We start from the raw sequence: 16834 nt of genomic DNA, 5'->3' as shown, positions 1-16834 counted from the left end.
CAGGGCGGGCGGTCGCGTCCGCACTCCGCTCCGGCCGTTGCCGACGCTCACCAGGTTGGTCGGCGGGGCCGGGCCGCGGGTCGAACGGCCGGGGGAACCGGCGGGACCGTTCGGGCGACGCGGCCGTCACCCGATCGGACGACGAGGGGGCGGCGGTCTCGGCGGCCTTGTCCGTGCGGGGCACGGCTCACCGCGGACGGCCGCCCGGCCGCGCCCGTGCCTTTCCCGCGGGCGCGGGGCGCACCGGCGCAGGGCGCGCGGGCCGTCCTCACCTCCCGGTGCCGTGCCCGGTGCGCCTTTCCGGGGAGGGGCGGGGCGGCGAGCGGTGGCGGGGCCCGTCCGCCTGCTCCGCGCTCGGCAGGCGGTTCAGCAGGCGGTGCAGCCCATGCCCGCGGCGCCCTTCCGCCGTTCGAGCAGGACGGTGTCGCGCCAGGCGCCGTCGAGGCGGGCGACGCGTTCGCGGACGCCGACGGTCCGGAAGCCGGCCGAGCGGTGCAGGGCCAGGCCCGGCTTGTTCTCCGGGAAGACCGAGGCCTGCAGGGTCCACAGGCCTTCGTCGGCGTCGGCCTCGGTGACCTGGCGGTGGATGAGGGCCTTGCCGACCCCGCGGCCGCGCTCCCCCTCGGCGACGTAGACGGAGGTCTCGGCGACGCCGGAGTAGGCCGTCCGGGTCGAGGCGGGCGCGGCGGCCGCCCAGCCGACGACCTTCCCGCCGGACTCGGCGACCCAGCGGTGCCCGGGCAGCCATGCGGAGTCCGGTTCGGCGGCCCCGGGGACCTCGCTCTCGGAGGCGGCGTCGCCGGTGGCGATGCCTTCGGCGTGGATCCGGCGCACCGCGTCGAGGTCGCCGGCCGCCATGGGGCGCACCTCCACACCGGCCGGCAGGTCGGTGGGGCAGCAGGGGCGGGAGGCGAGCAGGCCCATCACCGCGTCGGCGGCGTGCGGCAGGCCGGTGCAGCAGGCGGGGTTGACGGCGACCCGGGTGGAGGTGCCCGCCTTCTCCAGCAGCACGAAGCCGACCTCGGCGAGCTTGCGCAAGTGGTGGGAGACGGTGGGCTGGCCGATCTCCAGGGCCGCCGCCAGTTCGCCCACGGTGGCGCCGCCCGGTCGGGCTGCGATGGCGTGCAGGAGGCGCACCCGGGTGGGTTCGGCCAGGCAGGCGAACCAGGAGGCGTAGGTCGCGGCGGTGTCGGGCTCCAGTGCGGCGGGGGCCGGGGTGGTCACGCTCATGCCTCCATTATCGACCATCATCGATGGTTGCGTCCATCGATGTCCGTCGATAAAGTCCTTCTCAATCGACGAACTTCGATGAAGAGGTGTGTGATGGCAGCGGAACTTCCCGTCGTGGTGATCGGGGCCGGCCCGGTGGGGCTGGCCGCGGCGGCCGAGGCCGAGCAGCGCGGCCTGCCGGTGCTGGTGCTGGAGAAGGAGGAGCGCGCCGGGGCCGCGGTCGCCGAGTGGGGCCATGTCCGGCTCTTCTCCACCTGGCGGGACCTCATCGCCCCGGCCGCGGAGAAGCTGCTCGCCGCCACCGGGTGGCGGCGCCCGTCCGACGACGCCTACCCCACCGGCGCCGACTGGGTCCGGGACTACCTCGAACCGCTGGCCGCGGCGCTCGGCGAGCGGGTGCGCCTCGGCGCCGAAGTGGTCGGGGTGAGCCGGCGCGGCCGGGACCGGGTGGTCGACGCCGGGCGCGACGAGCAGCCGTTCACCGTCCGGGTGCGCACCGCCGGCGGCCGCGAGGAGCGCCTCCTCGCCCGCGCCGTCATCGACGCCTCGGGCACCTGGGGCTCGCCCAACCCGCTCGGCGGCGACGGCCTGCCCGCGCTGGGCGAGGCCGCGGCGGCGGACCGGATCTCCTACCGGGTCCCCGACACCGCCGACGGCGCGGTGCGCGCCCGCCACGCCGGGCGGCGCACCGCCGTGGCCGGCAGCGGGCACTCGGCGCTGACCGCGCTGGTGCTGCTGGCCGGCCTCGCCGAGCAGGAGCCCGGCACCCGCGCGGTGTGGGTGCTGCGCCGGGGCGAGGTGGGCGACGCCTTCGGCGGCGGCGACGCCGACCGGCTCGCCGCGCGCGGAGCCCTGGGCGAGCGGGCCAGGAGGGCGGTGGAGGCCGGGCACATCGAGGTGGTCACCGGGTTCCGCACCGCCGAGGTGCGCGCGACCGACGGCGGTGTGGTCCTGGTCGGCGAGGACGGGCGCGCCCTGGATCCGGTGGACGAAGTGGTGGCGCTCACCGGGTTCCGCCCCGACCTGTCGCCGCTGTCGGAGGTCCGGCTGGGGCTGGACGCGACCCTGCAGGCGCCGGTGGCGCTGGCCCCGCTGATCGACCCGAACCTGCACTCCTGCGGCACCGTCTACCCGCACGGAGCCGCCGAGCTCTCCCACCCCGAGCCCGGGTTCTACCTGGCCGGGATGAAGTCCTACGGCCGCGCCCCCACCTTCCTGGCGCTGACCGGGTTCGAGCAGGTCCGCTCCATCGCCGCCGAGATCGCCGGGGATCGCGAGGCCGCCGGGCGGGTGGAGCTGGTGCTGCCCGAGACCGGGGTGTGCAAGGGCTCCGGCCTGCCCGACGCGGAGCAGGAGGAGGCCGGGGCCGCCGCCGAGGGCGGCTGCTGCGGAACCGCGGCGGGCCCGCAGCCGGTGGAGGTGGTTCTCCCGGCCCCGTCCCCGCAGACGTGAGCCGCCGGGCCGGGGCGGCGGCCGCGACCCCGCGGGCCGCCGCCCCGCTCCGGAACCGGGTGGCGCTGGCCGCCCTGTGCACCACCGTGACCACCGGCTACGGGGTGCTGTTCTACGCCTTCCCGGTGCTGGCCCCGGCCATCGCGGCCGACACCGGGTGGTCGCCGACCACCGTGACGGCGGCCTTCTCGCTCTCCCAGGTCGTCGCCGGCCTCAGCGGGATCCCGGTAGGCCGGTGGCTGGAGCGGGCGGGGCCCCGGGTGGTGATGACGGCCGCGGCCGCACTGGCCGTCCCCGCCACCGCGGCCATCGCCGCCGCCCCCGCCCTGTGGGCCTTCTTCCTTGCGTGGGCGGCGGCGGGGGCGGCGATGGCAGGGCTGTTCTACCCGCCGGCCTTCGCCGCCATCACCCGCTGGTACGGGCCTCGGCGCGTGCCGGCGCTGACCGCCCTGACCCTCGTCGCGGGCCTGTCGAGCACGGTCTTCGCTCCCGCGACGGCCGCGCTGGAGCACGCCTTCGGCTGGCGCGGCGCCTACCTGGCCCTGGCGGCGGTCCTGGCACTGGTGGTCCTGCCGCTGCACGCCTTCGCCCCGACCCCGCCCTGGCGGCCCGCTGGGGGCGCGACCGGCCCGCCCCGCCCCGCGGAGGAAGGGGAGGGCAGGGGCGCCATCATGGGCGGGCGGCCGTTCCTCGCGCTGAGCGCCGCCCTCACGCTCGGGGCGTTCGGGGTCTACGCGGTCGTGGTGAACCTGGTGCCGCTGCTGGAGGAGCGCGGATACGGCACGGCGGCCGCCGCGTGGGCGCTGGGCGTCGGCGGCCTCGGCCAGGTGCTGGGGCGGCTCGCCTACGCGCCGCTGGAGCACCGCACCTCCCCGGTGGTCCGCACGGTCGCCGTGCTCGCCGCGTGCGCGGCCACCACCGGGCTGCTCGGCCTGGTGGCCGGGCCGTTCGCCCTGGTCCTGGTGGTCGCGCTGGCGGCCGGAACGGTGCGCGGCGTGCTGACCCTGCTGCAGGCCACCGCCGTGTCCGACCGGTGGGGCACCGAGCGCTACGCCGCGCTCAACGGCGTCCTGCACACCCCGATCATGCTGGCGGTCGCCCTGGCCCCGTGGGCCGGAGCGGCGCTGGCGGTGCCGCTGGGCGGCTACCCCGCCGTGTTCTCCGCCCTGGCCGCCATCGGCGCGCTGGGCGCGCTCGCGGCGGCGACCGGTCCGGGCGGCCGCGCGGCGCGCGGCCGACCCGGCCCTCCATCCCCCGTTTCCCCCACTGCGTCCTCCGTTCCCGAGGAGTTTCGATGACCCGTGTCCCCCTGCTGATCATCGGCGCCGGCCAGGCCGGGCTCGCGGCGGCCCACGCGGCCGCCGCCCGGGGCGTGCGCCCCCTGGTGCTGGAGGCCGCCGGTGAGACCGGCGGCTCCTGGCCGCACTACTACGACGGCCTCGTCCTGTTCTCCCCGGCGCGCTTCTCCGCGCTGCCCGGACGCCCCTTCCCCGGCGACCCCGAGCGCTACCCGCTCCGCGACGAGGTCGTGGACTACCTGCGCGCCTACGCCGAAGGGCTGGACGCCGACATCCGCTGCGGCCACCGCGTCACCTCGCTGGTCCGCGAGCGCGGCGCCCTGGTCGCGGCCACCGCCGGCGGGGACCGGTTCGAGGCCCCGGCCGCCATCACCGCGACCGGCGCCTTCACCCGACCGCACCGCCCCGCCCTGCCCGGTCTCGGCGAGTTCACCGGTACCGTGCTGCACGCCGCCGACTACCGCTCGCCCGAGCCGTTCGCCGGGCAGCGGGTGGTGGTCGTGGGCGGCGGCAACTCCGCGGTGCAGATCGCCGCCGAGCTGGCCGGGTCCGCCCGGGTGACCCTGGCCAGCAGGGCGCCGGTGGCCTGGGCGGACCAGCGCCCGCTGGGCCGCGACGTCCACTGGTGGTTCGCCCGCTCCGGCCTGGACTCCGCGCCGCTGCGCCGGATCTGGGAGAAGGGTCCCACCCTGGTCAACGACGACGGCCGCTACCGGGCCGCGTTCGCCTCGGGCAACCCCGACCGGCGGGAGGTGTTCACCCGCCTGGAGGGCGGCAAGGCCGTCTGGGCCGACGGGGAGGCCGAGCCGGTCGACACCGTCGTCCTGGCCACCGGGTACCGGCCCGCCCTGGACTACCTGGAGGGGAGCGGCGCCCTGGACGGGCGGGGCGCTCCGCTGCACCGGGGCGGGGTGTCCACCCGCGTGCCCGGCCTGGGCCATGTGGGCCTGGAGTTCCAGCGCAGCTTCTCCTCGGCGACCCTGCGCGGAGTGGGCCGCGACGCCCGCCACGTGGTCCGGAGGCTGAAGGTCGGCTGAGGCGGAGCCGCGCGGCCCGGCGCCGGGGGCGGGGTTCCGGCCCCGCCCCCGGTGGCGGGTCAGGCCCGTTTCCACACGCCCAGTTCGATCAGGAGGTCCTCGATCCGGCGGGCGATCTCGTCGCGGACGAGGCGTACCTGCTCCAGCGGCTTTCCGGCCGGGTCGTCCAGCTCCCAGTCGAGGTAGCGCCTGCCGGGGAAGACCGGGCAGGCGTCGCCGCAGCCCATGGTGATCACCACGTCGCTGGTGCGCACCGCGTCGGGGGTGAGGACCTTGGGCCGCTCGGCGGTGATGTCGATGCCGGCCTCGGCCATCGCCTGCACCGCCACCGGGTTGACCTGCTCGGCCGGGGCCGAGCCGGCCGAGCGCACCTCGACGGCGTCCCCGGCGAGGTGGCGCAGGAAGCCCGCGGCCATCTGCGAGCGGCCCGCGTTGTGCACGCAGACGAAGAGCACGGTGGGTCGTTCGGTCATGGTCTCCTCTTCTCGGTCGTTGCGGGCGGACGCCGGTTCTCAGCGCCGGTCGGCGGGGAAGCGGCGGCGCCAGGCCAGGGACACGTAGACCAGCCCGACCAGGACCGGCACCTCGATCAGCGGGCCGACGACCCCGGCCAGCGCCTGCCCGGAGGCGGCGCCGAAGGTCGCGATGGCCACGGCGATGGCCAGCTCGAAGTTGTTGCCGGCCGCGGTGAAGGCCAGCGTGGCGGTCCGGTCGTAGTTCAGCCCGATCGCCTTGCCCAGGGCGAAGGCGCCGAACCACATGAGGGCGAAGTAGGCCAGCAGCGGGACGGCGATCCGGGCCACCGACAGCGGGTCGGAGGTGATCGCGTCGCCCTGGAGCGCGAAGAGCAGCACGATGGTGAAGAGCAGCCCGTACAGCGCCCACGGGCCGATCCGGGGCAGCAGCTCCGACTCGTAGCGCCCCCGGCCCATCCGCCTCTCCCCCAGGCGGCGGGTGAGGAACCCGGCGAGCAGCGGGATGCCGAGGAAGACCGCGGTGTTGGCGGCGATCTGCCAGGCCGACACCTCCAGGCCCCCGGTGTCCAGCCCCAGCCACCCGGGCAGCAGGTCCAGGTAGAACCAGCCGAGCAGGCCGAAGACGGCGACCTGGAAGACGGAGTTCAGCGCGACCAGCACCGCGGCGGCCTCCCGGTCGCCGCAGGCCAGGTCGTTCCAGATGATGACCATGGCGATGCAGCGGGCCAGGCCGACGATGATCAGCCCGGTGCGGTACTCCGGCAGGTCGGCCAGGAAGAGCCAGGCCAGGGCGAACATGACCGCCGGCCCCAGCAGCCAGTTGAGCGCGATGGAGGAGAGCAGCAGCCTCCTGTCCCGGGTGACCGGGCCCAGCCGGTCGTAGCGGACCTTGGCCAGCACCGGGTACATCATCACCAGCAGGCCGAGCGCGATCGGCAGCGAGATCCCGCCGACCTCCAGTGCGGCCAGCCCCTCGCCCAGGCCGGGCAGGAGGCGGCCGAGGCCGAGGCCGGCGGCCATCGCCAGCAGGATCCACACCGCCAGGTAGCGGTCGAGGAAGGAGAGCCCGCCGGCGACCGGCGCCTTCGCGGGAGGGGTGTCGGTGCCGGCCATCAGCAGGCCCTCCTGGGCCGGCCGCCGGCGCGCGCGGCCTCGGCCAGGCCGGCGAGCCCGGCGGAGAGCCCGTCCAGCGCCTCCGGGCGCAGCCGGTAGTAGGTGAACCGGCCGCACGGCTCGGTCTCGACCAGCCCGGCCTCGCGCAGCACCCGCAGGTGGTTGGAGAGGTTGGTCTGCCGGGCGCCGGTCTCGGCGATCAGGTGCGTGGTGCACAGCGTCTCCGCGGAGAGCAGCTCCACGATCCGCATCCGGAGCGGGTCGGCCAGCGCCCGCAGTACATCAGTATCGACTGATATCAGCATGGGATGATGATAACCGGGGCGGGGCCGGGGCTCCGACCGGGGGCTCCGGTCCCTCTCCGCAGGCGGGAGGGGCGGGGCCGCCGCTCCGGCCCCGCCCCCCTTCATCCGGCGGGCACCGCTCCGGCGGCCGCTACTCCGGCAGGTAGTACGGCCGGTTCTGCACCGCGACCGGGGGCATGTGGTGCACCCAGGCGCCGGCGGGCTGCACGTCCTTGATGACGTCGATGAAGTCCTTGACCTTGCCGTAGGCGGCGCCGGTCCCCGGGGTCAGCACCACCCTGCCGGTCTGGCCGCTCAGGTCGTACCACTGGTAGGGCCGGAAGACGTTGAGCGGCGCGGCGAGCGCCCGGTACCCGGACTCCCCGTCCTTCCTGCTGCCGAACTCGGTGAACGGCGCCGCGCTCACCTCCTTCGCGGGGAGCTTCCGCAGGTCGGCGGTGAACCCGAAGTGGACGTCCTTCGGGTCGAAGCCGTTCTCGCCCTTCTTGCCCTCCGCGCCGCAGACCACCTTCCAGGTGTCGTACCAGACGACCGTCCACTCGTCGCCCTTCTTGACCGGGGTCCCGTTGGGCACCGGCAGGGTGACGTCGAAGTCGGCCTTGAACTTCGGCTCGTTGAACAGGGCCACGCCGGCGTTGATCGCGGGCTGGGCGTCGCAGGGCACGTGCACCCGGCAGAACCCGAGGTTGCGCGTCTGGTCCTCGCCCGCGGCGTACTGCTTGTAGGTCAGCTTCGGGATCCGGTCCTTCAGCGCGGTGGGGTAGGAGACGACGTTGAGCTCGATCTCCTGGGTGACGCCGGTGCCGTGCGCGAACTGGGCGAAGTAGACCTGGAAGTTGAAGGACAGGCAGGCCTTGCCGCCGAACTCCGCCGGGCTCAGCCTCCCCTTCGCCGGGAAGGAGTTCAGCAGCGCCTCCGCCTCCGCCTTGCCGACCAGGTAGTCGGCGCCGATGTTGATGAAGGTGCCGTAGTAGAAGGGGAGGTCGAACCCGCCGGGGATGCTCGGCAGGACGCCGCCCTCGGTCGCGGCCCTCTCCATGGTGTCGGTCATGCGAACTGCTCCCTCTTCTGCATGGTGGCGGCGGACAGGTCGATGGGCGCCCCGGGCGTCCGGTCGACGGCCTCGATGTTCTGCTCGACCTGCTCCCGGGCGGCGTCGAAGTGCCGCACCCCGAGTTCGAAGGTGGCGCTGGCGCAGACGCCCTTCTTCGCCAGGGCCGGGTCGGGGTGCGGGTTGCGGTAGAGCCGCTCGGCCCGGTCGCCCAGCTCCAGCATGGTGGGCACGGCCAGGCACATCAGCCGCGGCCATCCGTCGAAGGCGCTGTCCAGGTAGCTGAGCAGCGTCGCGTAGCACTGGTTGAACGCGACCGCCTCCTCGTAGACCCGGCTCGTCTCCTCGTACTCCTTGTAGTCGGCGACCTTGGAGTCGCCGTGGATCTTGTAGGCGTCGTCCCAGGTGACGTCGAGGAGGGGCCCGCTGGGCGGGGTCCTCGGGGTGTCGTGGCGGCCGTAGGACCGGCCGGTGCGGATCTCGTTGAACCGGAAGTAGTGCGCGAGCTGGCGCTCCTCGCCGAAGAACTTGTCGTCGCTGTCCCAGATCGAGTCGTCGGCCCCCTCGCCCTGCTCGCTGATCACCTCGATCGCGGTGAGCGCGCTCTTCAGCCCGGCGATGGGGAACGCCTCGCCGCCGGAGTTGTAGAAGTCCTCCGGCCCCACCTGGCGGGCGGGGTCGCCGGTGAACACGGCGGCCTCCCCCTTCTCCTCGACCAGGGCGCGGAGGCCGTCCGCGATGGCGGCGTAGAACTGGCCGATGGAGGTCCACCCCTCGCCCTCCTCGGGCGGGACCAGCGAGCGGGGCCGCTCGATGGTCAGGAAGGTGTCCAGGGCCTTCGGGGAGAAGTGCCGCAGCCCGATGAGCGGCAGCTCGTCGCTGCTGAACGGCAGCTTGGCCGGGTACTCCGCGACGAACTCCGGGTGGGCCACGTTCGGCTTGCCGCCGACCGCGTTGAGCAGGTTGGCGGCCAGCGTCAGGTGCAGCATCTCCTCCAGGACGACGCTGCGGATGGCGTAGTAGGCCAGCCGGTTGGTGTCCGGGCGGATGGTGTACATCCCGGTCATGTAGACGGGGATGGTCAGGTGCTCCACCTCGATCGCGGCCTGCAGGTACTTCCGCAGTTCCTCGATGGTCCGGGGCGGTTTGAACCCCTGGGCGTGGAGTTCGGTCGCGGTGATCACGCCGGCACCTCCGTCTTCTGCGTCCGGGGCCGGGGCAGGACCGCCCCGTGCAGTTCGGCCAGGTCCTGGTGGATGCGCTCGGCGCTGCGCAGCGCCAGGGCGGCCATGGTGACGGTGGGGTTGCTGGTACCGATCGAGGGCATGCTGCCGCAGCCCACCGCGTAGAGGTTGGGGTGGTCGTGGGTGCGCTGGTGGGAGTCGACCACCGAGGTGCTCCGGTCCGCGCCCATGACGTGCGTGCCGGCGCCGTGCCCCGCGCCGTGGTAGGCCAGGTGCACCTCCCCGTCCACCGAGTCGTCGGTCGGGTACACGAAGTGGCCGAGCGGCGGGAGGCCGCCGACCGGGCGGAAGTCGGTGCGGTTCTGCGCGCCCATCTCCGCGAAGATCCGCCCCGCCACCAGGTAGGCGGCGTACACCCCCTTGCGGGTGTGCTCGTCCAGGTCGTAGGCGATGACGGGGCGCGGGTTGCCCATCGCGTCCCGGTGCTTCCGCGGGTCGATCGTCACCCGGTTCTCCGGGTCGGCGGCCTGCTCGACCGCGCACTGGAGCTGGAGCTGCCGGCCGATCGTGGAGCCGAGGAAGCGGCGCAGCTCCGGGCCGAAGATCCCCTTGTCCCGCACCTCCCCGGCGGCGTCGCCGCCGACGCCGAGCGCGGTGGCGACGTTGCTCATCGGGGCGCCGTTCGCCCAGCCCCACCCCCAGTTGCCGATCTCGATCCGGAACGGGGCGCGGGTGCCGCGCGCGTCCCCGAAGCGGAACTCCTCCCAGCCGGAGGTGTGCCCGGGGCCGCGGAACGGCCCGATGTTCCCGTCGGCCTCGGCGGTGAGCCCCCAGGCGACCATGGTGGGGTGGTCCATCAGGTTCCGGCCCACCTGGTCGCTGCCGTTGGCCAGCTCGGAGAAGAGCAGCAGCCGGGCGTTCTCGATGGCGTGCGCGGCCAGCACGACCACGTCGGCCTCGGCGGTGTAGCTCCGGCTGACCGGGGTGGCCGGGTCTCCGTAGGTGCGGTACTCCACCCCCCGCACGTAGGCACCGCGGCCGCGCAGCACCCGAGTGACGACGCTCCTGGTGGCGACGGTGACCGAGCCGGAGAAGCCGGCCTGGATCCGCAGCGGGGTGGACCTGGCCTGGACCGGGCAGATCGGGACGCAGCTGGCGTTGCCCACGCAGCGCTCGCCGTAGTTGGCCAGTCCGACCGCGCCCTTGGGCCGGTAGCCGGCGCCGCCGGCGTAGCGCGGGTCGGGGGTGCTGTTGCGGGCCTGGGGCAGGCCGGTGATGTTGATGGTGTAGGTCTCGCCGGCGACCTCGTCGTGGATCTCGTGCCCGCCGACCCGCTTCTGGCAGTAGTCGTCGATGTGGCTCTGCGGGATGCCGTGCATCGGGTAGACGTAGTCCGGGTCGGTGACCACGCCCAGTTTCCGCTGCTCGTCGGCGTCGCCGGCGACGCCCATCGCCCGCTCGGCCTCGGCGTAGTGGCGCTGGAGGTCCTCGGCGCCGATCGGCCAGTCCCGCCCGTAGCCGTAGTCCGTGTCGGTGCCGAAGTCATCCGCGTGCATCCGCGGCACCGCGCCCAGCCAGTGCATCCCGGTGCCGCCCAGGGCGCGCAGGTAGTCGGTGCCGTAGGGCAGGGCGCCCTGCTGCACGAGGTACCCGTTCGCGGTAAACTCCGGCTTCCCCGGCTCCGGGTCGCGCACCGGCGCCAGGTCGAGGACGTCGGGCGAGGGCGCGGCGGTGTTGCGGCGGTACGGGGAGTTGGGCACCTTCGCGACCGCCGAGTGGAAGGTGCGGACCGCGTCGAGGTGGCCCTCCCAGGTCTCGTCGCCGCCGTTGCCGGCCTCCAGGACCAGCACCTGCCAGCCCTTCGCGCCGAGGCGCTCGGCGATGAGGCTGCCGGACCACCCGGCGCCGACGATGATCGCGTCGTAGCGGCGCCGGTCGGCGTCCCATGCCGCTGCCGTGCCGTTCATGCGCGGACCTCCTTCTGCTGCTGCGCTGCTCCGTCCGCCTCCGGCGCCCGGGCGGTGGGGACCTCCGAGGGGGCGATGTCCCGCGAGGCCCGGAAGGCGGGCAGCAGGTCGTGCGGGACCTCGTCGAGCGCGACCGGCTCCTCCATGCCGACCCGGTACGCGCCGGCGGGCTCCTCGGCCTGCTCCTCCTGGGCCTCTCCGGTCGCGGGGACGTCGGGCGGCTTCGCCGCCCAGGTGCCGAAGCCCGGCGCCTTCGCCCCGGCGGGGTGCCCGTGGAAGGTCCGCCACACCAGTCCCTCGGTGTAGGCGGCGGGCGCGGCCATGAACTCGGTGTTGGCCTGCTGCCTGCGCAGCTCGGCGTGGGCGGCGGGGGCCAGCCTCGGCCAGGCGCCGGTGTACCAGAGGTAGGTCAGCGCCCGGGCGGCCTCCAGGTGGGTCGGGGTGAGGGTCTTGAGCCCCTGCGGGTCGTCCAGGGCCTTCTTCAGCGCGGCCCAGAACACGGCGAACCGGTCCTCGCCCACCTGGTCGCGGGCGGTGCCGAGGAAGAGCCCGGCCATCCCGGTGCCGTAGAGGTCGTACTCGGTGAAGCCGGTGAGCCGGACGCAGGTCCGGACGAACTCCTGTTCGCTGATCCCGGTCACGACTTCCCCCCTTCCAGCAGGTGGTCGGCGAGGCGGTGGCCCAGTGCGACGGCGGCCAGGGTCGGGTTCCAGGACCCGGAGGTGGGGAAGGTCGCGGCGCCGCCGACGTAGAGGTTGTCCACGCCGTGCAGCCGGCAGTCCAGGGTGGTGACCGACTTCTGCGGGTCCTCGCCCATCCACAGCGTCCCGGACTCGTGCACCAGGGCGTCCTTGAGCCGCCCGGCCGGCGGGTCCGGCTGCCACCCGCCGGGCTCGGTCGCGGTGCCGGGGCGCCAGTACTCGATCTCCTTCTCCGGGACGTTCGCCGCCAGTACCTCCTTGACCAGCCGCAGCGCGGCCGCGTCCATCTCGGCGCGGAGCTTCCTGTCCTTCTCTGCGGGTTTGATGGCCAGCACGGTCTCCCCGCCGTCCACCCGCACCCTGCTGCCGGTGGCGCTCCCCTGCTCGCTGCGCCACTCGCCCAGGCAGTGCACCAGGAAGCCGATGTGGTCGGGGCTGCTCAGCTGGGCCAGGAACTCCTGGTCGAAGGAGTCCGGGATGAGCCGGTAGAGGTCGGCGGTGGCGCCGGCCGGCTCGGGGTTGGAGGCCCCCATCAGGTGGACGTGGAAGTCCCGGGCGTAGGCCTCCACCCGCCCCTTGAGGTAGGCGCAGCCGATCTGCAGCTCCTTGCCCAGCCCCTTCCAGGCGTGCCGGGGGACCCGGGCGGAGAACCAGGAGGCGACGTGGCCGCCGAGGTTGGTCCCGGCGAACCCGGGCAGCTCATCGGGGAAGGATCCGAGCAGCAGCCCGGTGGGCTCGACGACGCCGTTGGCCAGCACCAGCCGGGCGCCCTTCAGGTCGAGCGCGCCCCGGGTGGTCTCCAGGGCGGTGGCGGTGCGGAGCCGCCCGTTCCGCGTGTGCCCGATCCGCTTCACTTCGCAGCCGGTGACCAGGTCGATCCGGCCGGGGAAGTCCTCCGCGGCGGCCAGCAGCACCGGCACCGGGCTGAACTTGCGGTAGCCCAGGGTGGAGGCGGTGGCCTTGGAGGCGAGCGGCACCTCCAGCGCGTCGGGGTCGTCGTAGGGCAGGAAGTGGTCGATCCCGCCCAGCCGGTCCAGGAGGCGCTGGAGCAGCCGGGGCTGGAAGGCGGTGAACTCCGGGCCCATCCGGCTGGGGCGGACGGCGCCCATCAGCCGCTCGGCCTGCTCCCAGTACCTCTTCTCGTCCAGCTCCTTGAGCACCCGCTCCGGCCAGCCCGGCATCTGCTTGCGGGTGGGCCGCGGGATCCAGGTGCTCCAGAACAAGGCCCGCCCGCCGATGTAGGGGACCTGTGGGGCCAGGTCGAAGGTGGTGCCCGGTTCGAGTTTCCAGGGCTTGGCCACCGCCTTGGCGATCAGGCGCTGGTACTGCGGTGCCAGGTTCTGCACGTGCTCGGGCAGCAGGAAGGGGCCCTTCTCCAGAACGAGCACGCGGAGAGCCCGCTCGGGTCCGGCCTTCCTGACCAGCGCGTCGGCGACGGCGGCCCCGACGGCGCCGCCGCCGACCACCACCACGTCGTACTTCTCGCCCTGGACCTGCTCCAGGGTCTTGCAGTAGTGCGCGGCGACCGGGTCGAGGTCGGCCGCCGGCGGCGGTGCCGCGGCGGCCGGCACCTCCTCCAGGTCGAGCATGGTGATTCCCTCCGCCGCCCGCGGAGGGGGTTGGACGTTCTCCGGCACGAGTGGGTTCTCCTTTCTCGATGCCACTGTCTTCTCGGTGCCACTGCGGTCTTCTCGGTGCGGCTTTCTCGGTGCCACCGCGGAATCGCACCACCGCCGCCCCGCATTGATTCGCGGGCTCATCGGCCGGCCGGGAAGCGCTCGCCCGTGCGGCTCCGCGGACCGGGGCCGGTCGACGAGCCCGGGATCAACACAGAGGCGGGACGGCCGTGGAAGCAGAACCGGGCCCATCGAGGCGGGCATCGGGGTTTTCCGGACGGGCGCGCGGATCGTTCTCCATCAAAGCCTCTTCCTGGAACGAGTTCCATTGGGAGACACCCGGAAAGTGAAGAGACCGACCTCCGGCGGAGAAGAATTCCCCGGAGGCCGTACACGTTTTTCAGTCTACCCGGAGCGGCGGTTCCCAATAGGCTTTCGCCGTTCCGGTCCGTTTTCCACGCGGCCGAAATCGCATCGCATTCGCGCGGCAAAACCGGCCATTCCCCGGAATCCGGCGCCGTTCAGCCGTATTTCCGGCTCCGGGCGCCCGGCTCCTCCGGCGCACCCGCGTCCACCTGGGGGAAGGCCGGGGAGGGCGGGGTCCGGCACCGGGGGCGGAAAATCACCGGATCGGCGGGGGCGGGCGACATCGCGGTCCCGGCGCGCCGCGGCGGCGGGACCGGGCCGCCGCGCCGGGGCGCTCCCCCGGCCGGGGCCGAAAACCGCTCCGGCCCCTCCCCGGCGGGCGGGGAGGGGCCGGAGCGGTCCCGACGGCGGCGGGGCGGCCCGCCCTCCCCCCGGGTTCCGGTGGGGAGGGCGGGCCGCCCGGCCCGGTTCAGCCGCGCCTGCGGGCGCGGAGCACCGTGTCGCTGAAGGTGATCTCGGATCCGTCGGGGGCGGAGGCCCGCCGGGTCCTGGACTCTGCGACGGCGACCTCCCAGCGGTCCGGGTCGAGGCCGGCCGCGGCCTCCTCGGCGGTGAAGTGCACGTCCGGCGCCGAGGTGTGCTCGGCGCTGTGCCGGTCACTCGGGTGGTGGCCGACGATGACCAGGGTGCCGCCCGGGGCGACCGCGTCCGCCAGCCGCCGGAACAGGGCGTCCCGCTCCCCCGCCCCGGCCGGGTGCACGTAGTGCGTGCACACCAGGTCGTAGCGGCCGGCCTCGGGCTCCCATCCGGTCAGGTCGGCCTGGACCCAGTCGATCCGCCCCGCGGTTCCGGGGCCGTGCTCCTCGGCGCGCTTCCGGGCCCGGTCGAGCGCGGCGGCGGCGATGTCCACCGCCGTCACCCGCCAGCCCTGCCCGGCGAGCCAGAGGGCCTCGGCCCCCTCGCCGCAGCCGGCGTCCAGCGCCGTTCCCGGTTCGAGGCCGGACGCCTCCGCGACGAGCTGCGGATTGGGCCGCCCCCCGTGCCCGTGGCCGTGCCCGTGGCCGTGGCCGCTGTAGCGCTCTTCCCAGTACTCCGCGCTGAACTCCTCGGTCACCGCGTCCCCCTTGCAGGTCGTTTCCGTCTGTCGTTTCCGTCTTCGGTGCGCCCGGCCGGCGCGTCTTCGCCGCGCGTCCCCGCCGGTCACCGGCGGCGCGGCCGCTCCCCGCCCTCGGCGGGGGCCGCCTCCCGGCGGGCCGGCGGGCGGCGACCGCCCGCCGGGTGTCCTCGGCGACCAGGTCGCCGTTGATCTGGGCGCCGGCGGTCAGGCCCGCCGCGGCGGCGAGCGCGACCTGGGCCATCAGGTCGGTGGCGTTCCCCGCGACCCATACCCCGGGGACGGCGGTGCGCCCGGTCGGCTCGGCGGGGATGTGCTCGCCGACCCCCGAGGGGTGCTCCACCGGGTGCAGCCCCAGATCGGCGAGGAACTTCGCCCGCGCGACCATCCGCGGCGCGACCGCCAGCGCGTCCCGGGCGACCACGGTTCCGTCGGCCAGCCGCACCCCGGTCAGCCGGTCCCCGGCGGACTCCACCGCCGCCACCTCGCCGGCCACCACCCGGACGCCGCGGGCGGCCAGCTCCTCGGCCTGCTCGGCTGCGGGCTCCCCCGTGGTGTGCGCGAAGAGCACCACGTCCTCGCTGAGCTGCCGGAACATCAGCGCCTGGTGCACCGCCATCGGGCCGGTGGCCAGTACTCCGATGGCCTGGTCGCGGACCTCCCAGCCGTGGCAGTAGGGGCAGTGCAGCACGTCCCGGCCCCACCGGGCGCGCAGCCCCGGCAGGTCGGGCAGCCCGTCGGCCAGGCCGGTGGCGACCAGCAGCCGGCGGGCGCGGACCGCCCGGCCGTCGGCCAGCACCACCCGGAACCCGTCGCCGTCGCGCGCGGCCGAGGCGACCTCGCCTCGGACCACGTGGCCGCCGTAGCCGCGGACCTCGGCCCGGCCGCGCTCCACCAGTTCCTCCGGCGGGACCCCCTCCCGGCCCAGCAGGCCGTGCACCCCTTCGGCGGGGGCGTTGCGCGGGGCGCCCGCGTCGATGACCGCGACCGACCGCCGCGATCTGGCCAGGGGCAGCGCCCCGCTCAGCCCGGCGGCGCCGCCGCCGACCACCACCACGTCGTAGCCGTCTCTCAACTCGTCGAACACCATGACCACCTCCGCGTCCGAGGATGCGCCACCGCCCGCCGCCCGGGCAAAATTCGTTGCCGGTCTGGCAAAATGGCGGGCATGGACGACGATCTGGACCGCGCCCTGGACTCGGTCGGCCCCCGGCTGCGGGCGCTGCGCAAGCAGCGCGAGACCACCCTGACCGCCCTGTCCGCGGCGACCGGCATCTCGGTGAGCACCCTGTCCCGGCTGGAGTCCGGGGCGCGCCGGCCCAACCTGGAGCTGCTGCTCCCGCTGGCCCGGGCGCACGGCGTCACCCTGGACGAGCTGGTGGACGCGCCGCCCACCGGCGATCCCCGGGTCCACCTGCGCCCGGTCTCCCGGAACGGCATGACCATGGTGCCGCTGACCCGCCGGGCCGGCGGCATCCAGGCCTACAAGATGGTGCTCTCGCCCGATTCTCGCGGGGAGCCCGATCCGCAGGTGCACGAGGGCTACGAGTGGCTCTACGTGCTCAACGGCCGGCTCCGGCTGGTCCTGGGCGAGCACGACCTGGTGCTCGCCCCGGGCGAGGCCGCCGAGTTCGACACCCGGGTGCCGCACTGGTTCGGCGCCGCCGGGGAGGATCCGGTGGAGATGCTCAGCCTCTTCGGCCGCCAGGGCGAGCGCGCGCACCTGCGCGCCCGCCCCAGGAAGCGGAGCCCCGGCGGGGACGGGGACTGACCCGCCCCGGGAAATCGAATGTCCACCGCCGGAACGGGATTCCCGGCGCCTCGTACGAAAAGCACCGGCACCGGCCACCGCCGCCGGCACGGGAACGGGTCCGGCCTTCCCGGGGCCGGGCCCCGAAAGTGAACCGCATTCTGCCCCGGGGCC

General features: G+C 74.8%; 14 protein-coding genes and 1 pseudogene. 4 read left to right on the top strand and 11 right to left on the bottom strand.

Annotated features, from left to right (window positions below):
* Nucleotides 1-366 precede the first annotated feature (366 nt).
* Nucleotides 367-1230 (bottom strand): helix-turn-helix domain-containing GNAT family N-acetyltransferase, encoded by an 864-nt coding sequence (locus D459_RS31940; protein ID WP_017594199.1) that lies wholly within the window; start codon nt 1228-1230, stop codon nt 367-369.
* A gap of 93 nt (nt 1231-1323) precedes the next feature.
* Between D459_RS31940 and D459_RS0116925 the strand changes: the two genes are divergently transcribed.
* Genes D459_RS0116925 through D459_RS0116915 form a run of 3 tightly spaced genes read left to right on the top strand, consistent with a single transcriptional unit; the run spans nt 1324 to nt 5017 of the window.
* Nucleotides 1324-2682, top strand: a complete 1359-nt coding sequence (locus D459_RS0116925) for an FAD-dependent oxidoreductase (protein ID WP_017594198.1) — start codon at nt 1324-1326, stop codon at nt 2680-2682.
* The gene (locus D459_RS0116920; protein ID WP_017594197.1) at nt 2679-3980 is read left to right on the top strand and encodes an MFS transporter; all 1302 of its coding nucleotides are present in this window, start codon (nt 2679-2681) and stop codon (nt 3978-3980) included. Before D459_RS0116925 ends, D459_RS0116920 begins: the two co-directional genes overlap by 4 nt.
* The gene (locus D459_RS0116915; protein WP_017594196.1) at nt 3977-5017 is read left to right on the top strand and encodes a flavin-containing monooxygenase; all 1041 of its coding nucleotides are present in this window, start codon (nt 3977-3979) and stop codon (nt 5015-5017) included. The genes D459_RS0116920 and D459_RS0116915 overlap by 4 nt, the downstream gene beginning before the upstream one ends.
* A gap of 59 nt (nt 5018-5076) precedes the next feature.
* Here D459_RS0116915 and D459_RS0116910 read toward each other — a convergent pair whose 3' ends face one another.
* From D459_RS0116910 to D459_RS34455, 10 genes and pseudogenes are all read right to left on the bottom strand, one after another.
* Nucleotides 5077-5490: an arsenate reductase ArsC gene (locus D459_RS0116910; RefSeq protein WP_017594195.1), complete on the bottom strand. Its 414-nt coding sequence runs from the start codon at nt 5488-5490 to the stop codon at nt 5077-5079.
* Between the two features lie 39 nt (nt 5491-5529).
* Nucleotides 5530-6606, bottom strand: coding sequence for an ACR3 family arsenite efflux transporter (arsB, locus tag D459_RS0116905; protein WP_017594194.1), 1077 nt, complete (start codon nt 6604-6606; stop codon nt 5530-5532).
* Complete coding sequence (locus tag D459_RS0116900; protein ID WP_026120468.1) at nt 6606-6911, bottom strand: ArsR/SmtB family transcription factor; 306 nt, start codon at nt 6909-6911, stop codon at nt 6606-6608. The genes arsB and D459_RS0116900 overlap by 1 nt, the downstream gene beginning before the upstream one ends.
* Nucleotides 6912-7041: 130 nt before the next feature.
* On the bottom strand, nt 7042-7962 hold the full coding sequence (locus D459_RS0116895; protein ID WP_017594192.1) for a hypothetical protein: 921 nt from the start codon (nt 7960-7962) through the stop codon (nt 7042-7044).
* On the bottom strand, nt 7959-9146 hold the full coding sequence (locus tag D459_RS0116890) for a ferritin-like domain-containing protein (RefSeq protein ID WP_017594191.1): 1188 nt from the start codon (nt 9144-9146) through the stop codon (nt 7959-7961). The genes D459_RS0116895 and D459_RS0116890 overlap by 4 nt, the downstream gene beginning before the upstream one ends.
* Complete coding sequence (locus tag D459_RS0116885; protein ID WP_017594190.1) at nt 9143-11113, bottom strand: GMC family oxidoreductase; 1971 nt, start codon at nt 11111-11113, stop codon at nt 9143-9145. The genes D459_RS0116890 and D459_RS0116885 overlap by 4 nt, the downstream gene beginning before the upstream one ends.
* Nucleotides 11110-11754 (bottom strand): hypothetical protein, encoded by a 645-nt coding sequence (locus tag D459_RS0116880; protein WP_017594189.1) that lies wholly within the window; start codon nt 11752-11754, stop codon nt 11110-11112. The genes D459_RS0116885 and D459_RS0116880 overlap by 4 nt, the downstream gene beginning before the upstream one ends.
* Entirely contained in the window at nt 11751-13403 is a 1653-nt protein-coding gene (locus D459_RS0116875) for a GMC oxidoreductase (RefSeq protein ID WP_017594188.1), read from the bottom strand. The genes D459_RS0116880 and D459_RS0116875 overlap by 4 nt, the downstream gene beginning before the upstream one ends.
* Nucleotides 13404-14265: 862 nt before the next feature.
* Nucleotides 14266-14910, bottom strand: a complete 645-nt coding sequence (locus D459_RS0116870; RefSeq protein ID WP_017594187.1) for a class I SAM-dependent methyltransferase — start codon at nt 14908-14910, stop codon at nt 14266-14268.
* Between the two features lie 79 nt (nt 14911-14989).
* Nucleotides 14990-16000: pseudogene (locus D459_RS34455) on the bottom strand (NAD(P)/FAD-dependent oxidoreductase); the annotation flags it as partial.
* 78 nt (nt 16001-16078) lie between these two features.
* Here D459_RS34455 and D459_RS0116860 point away from each other — a divergent pair.
* Complete coding sequence (locus D459_RS0116860) at nt 16079-16681, top strand: helix-turn-helix domain-containing protein (RefSeq protein ID WP_017594185.1); 603 nt, start codon at nt 16079-16081, stop codon at nt 16679-16681.
* The last annotated feature ends 153 nt before the right edge of the window (nt 16682-16834 follow it).

Origin of the sequence: Nocardiopsis potens DSM 45234, assembly GCF_000341105.1 — a bacterium.
GTDB lineage: Bacteria > Actinomycetota > Actinomycetes > Streptosporangiales > Streptosporangiaceae > Nocardiopsis_A > Nocardiopsis_A potens.
This window is presented reverse-complemented; position numbering and strand designations above follow the sequence as displayed.

Coding starts and splice junctions, on each gene's coding strand:
- D459_RS31940 (WP_017594199.1), bottom strand. CDS start 1,230: ATGAGCGTGACCACCCCGGCCCCCGCCGCACTGGAGCCCGACACCGCC.
- D459_RS0116925 (WP_017594198.1), top strand. CDS start 1,324: ATGGCAGCGGAACTTCCCGTCGTGGTGATCGGGGCCGGCCCGGTGGGG.
- D459_RS0116915 (WP_017594196.1), top strand. CDS start 3,977: ATGACCCGTGTCCCCCTGCTGATCATCGGCGCCGGCCAGGCCGGGCTC.
- D459_RS0116910 (WP_017594195.1), bottom strand. CDS start 5,490: ATGACCGAACGACCCACCGTGCTCTTCGTCTGCGTGCACAACGCGGGC.
- arsB (WP_017594194.1), bottom strand. CDS start 6,606: ATGGCCGGCACCGACACCCCTCCCGCGAAGGCGCCGGTCGCCGGCGGG.
- D459_RS0116900 (WP_026120468.1), bottom strand. CDS start 6,911: ATGCTGATATCAGTCGATACTGATGTACTGCGGGCGCTGGCCGACCCG.
- D459_RS0116895 (WP_017594192.1), bottom strand. CDS start 7,962: ATGACCGACACCATGGAGAGGGCCGCGACCGAGGGCGGCGTCCTGCCG.
- D459_RS0116885 (WP_017594190.1), bottom strand. CDS start 11,113: ATGAACGGCACGGCAGCGGCATGGGACGCCGACCGGCGCCGCTACGAC.
- D459_RS0116875 (WP_017594188.1), bottom strand. CDS start 13,403: ATGCTCGACCTGGAGGAGGTGCCGGCCGCCGCGGCACCGCCGCCGGCG.
- D459_RS0116860 (WP_017594185.1), top strand. CDS start 16,079: ATGGACGACGATCTGGACCGCGCCCTGGACTCGGTCGGCCCCCGGCTG.